This is a genomic window from Stenotrophomonas sp. 2YAF22, from assembly GCF_052114665.1.
GTDB classification, from domain to species: Bacteria; Pseudomonadota; Gammaproteobacteria; order Xanthomonadales; family Xanthomonadaceae; genus Stenotrophomonas; species Stenotrophomonas indicatrix.
The window spans coordinates 1-4542 of the sequence record NZ_JBFRFE010000346.1 but is presented as its reverse complement, the minus strand read 5'-3'; the positions used below and the strand labels follow the sequence as shown (position 1 = coordinate 4542).

Genomic DNA, 4542 nt, shown 5'->3' with positions numbered 1-4542 from the left:
GAGCCACCCTGGCCCAGAGTCATGATCTGCGTTGCCGATTCCACCCGTGGCGTTGCGATCGCATGCTGCTTCAGCAGCTCTACTTTCACCACCACATCCAGCGACGTCTCCAGTGCCCACTGCGTGGTTTCGCCATCGCCCTGGAGCGCGTGGCCATCACCCAGGTACATCAGCGCGCCAGGCTGCTGCACGGGCAGGTAGACCGTATTGCCTTCCACCACGGCGTTGAAATCCATGTTGCCGCCGAAATCGGCGGTATCGCCGGTGGAGAACGGCGGATAGCCGAAGCCCGGCGCCAGCGCCAGGCCGCCGAGCATCGGCTTCACCGGCACTTCGAAATGCCGCAGGCCACCACTCGCGCCCTGCGGACGCGCGACGCCCCTGCTGCGGTCCAGCTGCCAGCGCACCGGCTTGCCCAGCCCGCTGGCTTCGGCTGCCACCCTCGGCGTCTTCAAGCGCCCCACCAGGCCATCCAGGCTGTCGGCGTAGTCACGGTTGAGCTTCAACGAGGTGAGCGTGATCGCCAGCGTGTCGCCGGGTTCGGCGCCGACCACGAAGAACGGCCCGACCTGTGGATTGCCGAACAGCGCGCGGGTGACGCCCTTCTCGTCGACGCCGCCGGAGTCCAGCGTGCGGGTCTGTACCGAGTCGCCTGGCCAGATCACCAGCACCGGCGCGCGATCGGCACTGAACGTATTGGAGTAGTCGGTCGGCGTGAACACATGGCGCTGAGGTGCGGTCGAAACCCGCGCCGGTACTTTCCAGGCGCTGAAGGCGTGGACGGCACGCGCATCGCGGTTGTTGGTGTCCGGCTGATCGCTCTGTCCCTGCATCCCCGCCCCGTCAATGCGCCCGTCGAACTGGTAGCGCTGGCCCTGGCTGTCGGTTGCGGTGAACACCATCTGTCCCGCGCCCAGGGTGCCGGTAACCGGGTCGGCGTCCAGCCGGCCGGCGATACGCCCGCCCTGCACGTCCAGATGCAGGGTCTGGTAGTTGCTGTTGCCCCACAGGTCGGTGGCAACGATCCATTGTTCGGCAGCCAGCGCATTCAAAGGCAGCATTGCCAGCAGCAGTGCGGGCAATCGCAGGGAGGTAGGCAAGGCGGGCATCCATGAACGCCGACGTGGCGGATAGGCGCAGTGTAGGAATGCCGTGGCAACCTCCGCAGTGTCGAACGTAATGCGGCCCGGCCGCAGTCTTCCGGCAGGGGGATGGCCGGCACGCGCAATTTCCACTATCTATGGTGAGCAACCATGCGGAGCACGGCTTTTTCAAACGATCGCTTTAAACACCACTAATTTCGCCGAACTGGACAGCATCCTCAGCTTCCGCCAGACTGCCGCCCTTTCCCGTCAATCGGATCCCATGGCGAAGCTGCTGGTCCTGCATGGCCCCAACCTCAACCTGCTCGGCAGCCGCGAGCCGGAGGTCTACGGCCACACCACGCTGGCCGACATCGACCAGGCGCTGGCCGCCCAGGCCGCTGCCGCGGGTCATGCGCTGGAGAGCCTGCAGTCCAACGCCGAGCACGTCCTGGTGGATCGTGTACAGGCCGCACGCACCGACGGAACCGCCTTCATCCTGATCAACCCGGCCGCCTTCACGCATACCTCGGTTGCCCTGCGCGATGCGCTGGCGGCGGTGGCGGTGCCGTTCATCGAGATCCACCTGTCCAACCCGCATACCCGCGAGCCCTTCCGCCAGCACAGCTATTTCAGCGACAAGGCGGTTGGCGTGGTGTGTGGCTTCGGTGCCGACAGCTACCGCTATGCGATGGACGCGGCCTTGGCACGCGTGCAGGCTGCCGCCGCGTCATGAGCCTGTCGCGCGTCCTCGCCAGCGTTGTGCTGTGGGCCGGCCTGTGCGGCGCTGCCGCCGCGTCCGACCGTGAGGCCGAAGGCATCGACTGCGCGCATCCGACCACCACGATGGAGAGCGACCTGTGCGCCTCGGACGTGGCAGCGGCCGCCGACGTTGAACTCAACGCCGTCTACGCACAGGCGCGCAGGCAACTGCGCACGCCTGCCAACGGCGGCAGCTGCAGCTACTGCGGCAATGCCGAACAGGAGCTGGTGCTGGCCCAGCGCGCGTGGATGCAGCTGCGCGACCACGACTGCCAGGCGGTGTACGCCCTCAATTCCGACGGCACCGCGCGCAATGGCGCACAGATGCGCTGCCTGATCACCCTCGCGCGCGACCGCACCCGACAGCTGCGCGACTTCTACGAACTGCTTTGACCCGAGCGCAACGCGCTTCCCACCACACTGACATCAAAGAGCAAAGAGGCCACCATGGATCTCCGCAAAATCAAGAAGCTGATCGACCTGCTGGAAGAGTCGAACCTGGCTGAAATCGAAATCAAGGAAGGCGAAGAATCGGTGCGCCTGTCGCGCGCTCCGGTGTCCGGCTACGGCATGATGCAGGCCCCGCCGCAGATGATGATGGCCGCCCCGGTCGCTGCCCAGCCGGCTACCCCGGCGATGCCGATGCAGTCGCCGACTGAAGCCTCCACCGGCGGCACCGCCAAGCCGGGCAACGCGCTGCCGGAAGGCCACGTGCTGCGCTCGCCGATGGTCGGCACCTTCTATGCCTCGTCCTCGCCGGACAAGCCGGCCTTCGTCAGCATCGGCCAGCAGGTCAAGGCCGGCGAGACCCTGGCCATCATCGAAGCGATGAAGATGTTCAACCCGATCGAAGCCGATGCGTCGGGCACCATCGTCGCCATCCTCGGCGAGAACGGCCAGCCGGTGGAATTCGACCAGCCGCTGTTCGTGATCGGCTAAGGGGCGGCTGCCATGCTCGACAAAGTCGTCATCGCCAACCGAGGGGAAATCGCGCTGCGCATCCTGCGCGCGTGCAACACCCTGGGCATCCGCACGGTGGCCGTGCACTCCACGGTCGACCGCAACCTCAAGCACGTGGCCATGGCCGATGAATCGGTCTGCATCGGTCCGGCGTCGTCGGCGGAAAGCTACCTCAACATCCCGGCGTTGATCGCTGCGGCCGAGGTTACCGACGCCCAGGCCATCCACCCGGGGTATGGCTTCCTGTCCGAGAACGCCAACTTCGCCGAGCGCGTGGAAGAGTCCGGCTTCATCTTCATCGGCCCGAAAGCAGACACCATCCGCCTGATGGGCGACAAGGTCGAAGCGATCCGCGCCATGAAGTCGGCCGGCGTGCCGTGCGTGCCCGGCTCGGGCGGCCCGCTGGGCGAGGACATCGTCGCCAACACCAAGATCGCCCGTGAGATCGGCTACCCGGTCATCATCAAGGYGGCTGGCGGCGGCGGCGGCCGCGGCATGCGCGTGGTGCACGCCGAAGCTTCGCTGAAGACCTCCATCGAGACCACCAAGAGCGAGGCCAAGGCCGCGTTCGGCAATGGCGAGGTCTACATGGAGAAGTTCCTGGAGAACCCGCGCCACGTGGAGATCCAGGTGCTGGCCGACGGCCAGGGCAACGCCATCCACCTCGGCGAGCGCGACTGCTCGATGCAGCGTCGTCACCAGAAGGTGGTCGAGGAAGCACCGGCACCAGGCATCACCGCCGAGCAGCGCGAGCAGATCGGCAAGGTGTGCGTGGAAGCCTGCATCCGCATCGGTTATCGCGGTGCCGGCACCTTCGAGTTCCTGTACGAAGACGGTCGCTTCTACTTCATCGAAATGAACACCCGCATCCAGGTGGAACATCCGGTCACCGAGATGGTCACCGGCATCGACCTGGTCGCCGAACAGCTGAAGATCGCTGCCGGCCAGAAGCTGTCGATCAAGCAGAGCGATGTGGTGCTGACCGGCCATGCGATCGAGTGCCGCATCAATGCCGAAGACGCCGAAACCTTCGTCCCGAGCCCGGGCACCATCACCGGCTTCCACGCACCGGGTGGTCCCGGCGTGCGCGTCGATACCCACATCTACAGTGGCTACCGCGTGCCGTCGAACTACGACTCGATGATCGGCAAGCTGATCGTGCACGGTCCGGACCGCGAGACCGCCATTGCCCGCATGCGGGTGGCGCTGAGCGAGATGGTGGTCGATGGCATCAAGACCAACATCGCCCTGCAGCAGCGGATCATGCGTGACAAGGGCTTCCAGGCCGGTGGCCAGAACATCCACTATCTGGAAAAGCGCCTTGCCGAGCGCAAGAGCAAGCCGATCGCGTTGACCTGATCGGAAGCTGCTGTCGCTGCACATGAAAAGGGCGGGGATTTCCCCGCCCTTTTCTGTTTTGTTTTCGGTAGAGCCGAGCCCACGCTCGGCTTGCTGGAAAGAAGCCGAGCATGGCTCGGCTCTACAAAAGCAGATCAGCTCAGCGCTTGTCGGCGACTTCCGCGGGAATCTGCGAGTTCGCCAGAGGACGCACGCCGTTCGGCGAGGTCGGATCGACGATCACCATGGTCTCGCTGGACCCATCCGGCCACACCACCTGGAAGGTGCTGCCGGCCGGCAACGACGAGAACGGCACGCCACTCTGCGCGCGGTAAACGGCGGCAACCTGGCTGGCACCGGCACGACGCACGTCTTCCTGTGCCTTCACCGAGGTCAATTC

5 protein-coding genes and 1 pseudogene are annotated in these 4542 nt (G+C 65.6%); 4 read left to right on the top strand and 2 right to left on the bottom strand.

What is annotated here, in order from left to right; genetic code table 11:
• Positions 1-1100 (bottom strand): acetamidase/formamidase family protein (locus tag AB4Y84_RS14025; protein WP_442250304.1); only part of this gene is annotated, 1100 nt, incomplete at its 3' end.
• Between the two features lie 265 nt (positions 1101-1365).
• Between AB4Y84_RS14025 and aroQ the strand changes: the two genes are divergently transcribed.
• The 4 genes from aroQ to accC are packed head-to-tail and all read left to right on the top strand — an operon-like array spanning position 1366 to position 4163.
• Positions 1366-1818, top strand: a complete 453-nt coding sequence (gene aroQ, locus AB4Y84_RS14020; RefSeq protein WP_025878630.1) for a type II 3-dehydroquinate dehydratase — start codon at positions 1366-1368, stop codon at positions 1816-1818.
• Positions 1815-2237, top strand: coding sequence for a lysozyme inhibitor LprI family protein (locus AB4Y84_RS14015; protein WP_089237270.1), 423 nt, complete (start codon positions 1815-1817; stop codon positions 2235-2237). The genes aroQ and AB4Y84_RS14015 overlap by 4 nt, the downstream gene beginning before the upstream one ends.
• Positions 2238-2291: 54 nt before the next feature.
• Complete coding sequence (gene accB / locus AB4Y84_RS14010; RefSeq protein ID WP_100553780.1) at positions 2292-2783, top strand: acetyl-CoA carboxylase biotin carboxyl carrier protein; 492 nt, start codon at positions 2292-2294, stop codon at positions 2781-2783.
• A gap of 12 nt (positions 2784-2795) precedes the next feature.
• Entirely contained in the window at positions 2796-4163 is a 1368-nt protein-coding gene (gene accC / locus AB4Y84_RS14005) for an acetyl-CoA carboxylase biotin carboxylase subunit (RefSeq protein ID WP_442250303.1), read from the top strand.
• 139 nt (positions 4164-4302) lie between these two features.
• Here the strand turns inward: accC and AB4Y84_RS14000 are convergent.
• Positions 4303-4542: pseudogene (locus tag AB4Y84_RS14000) on the bottom strand (hypothetical protein); the annotation flags it as partial.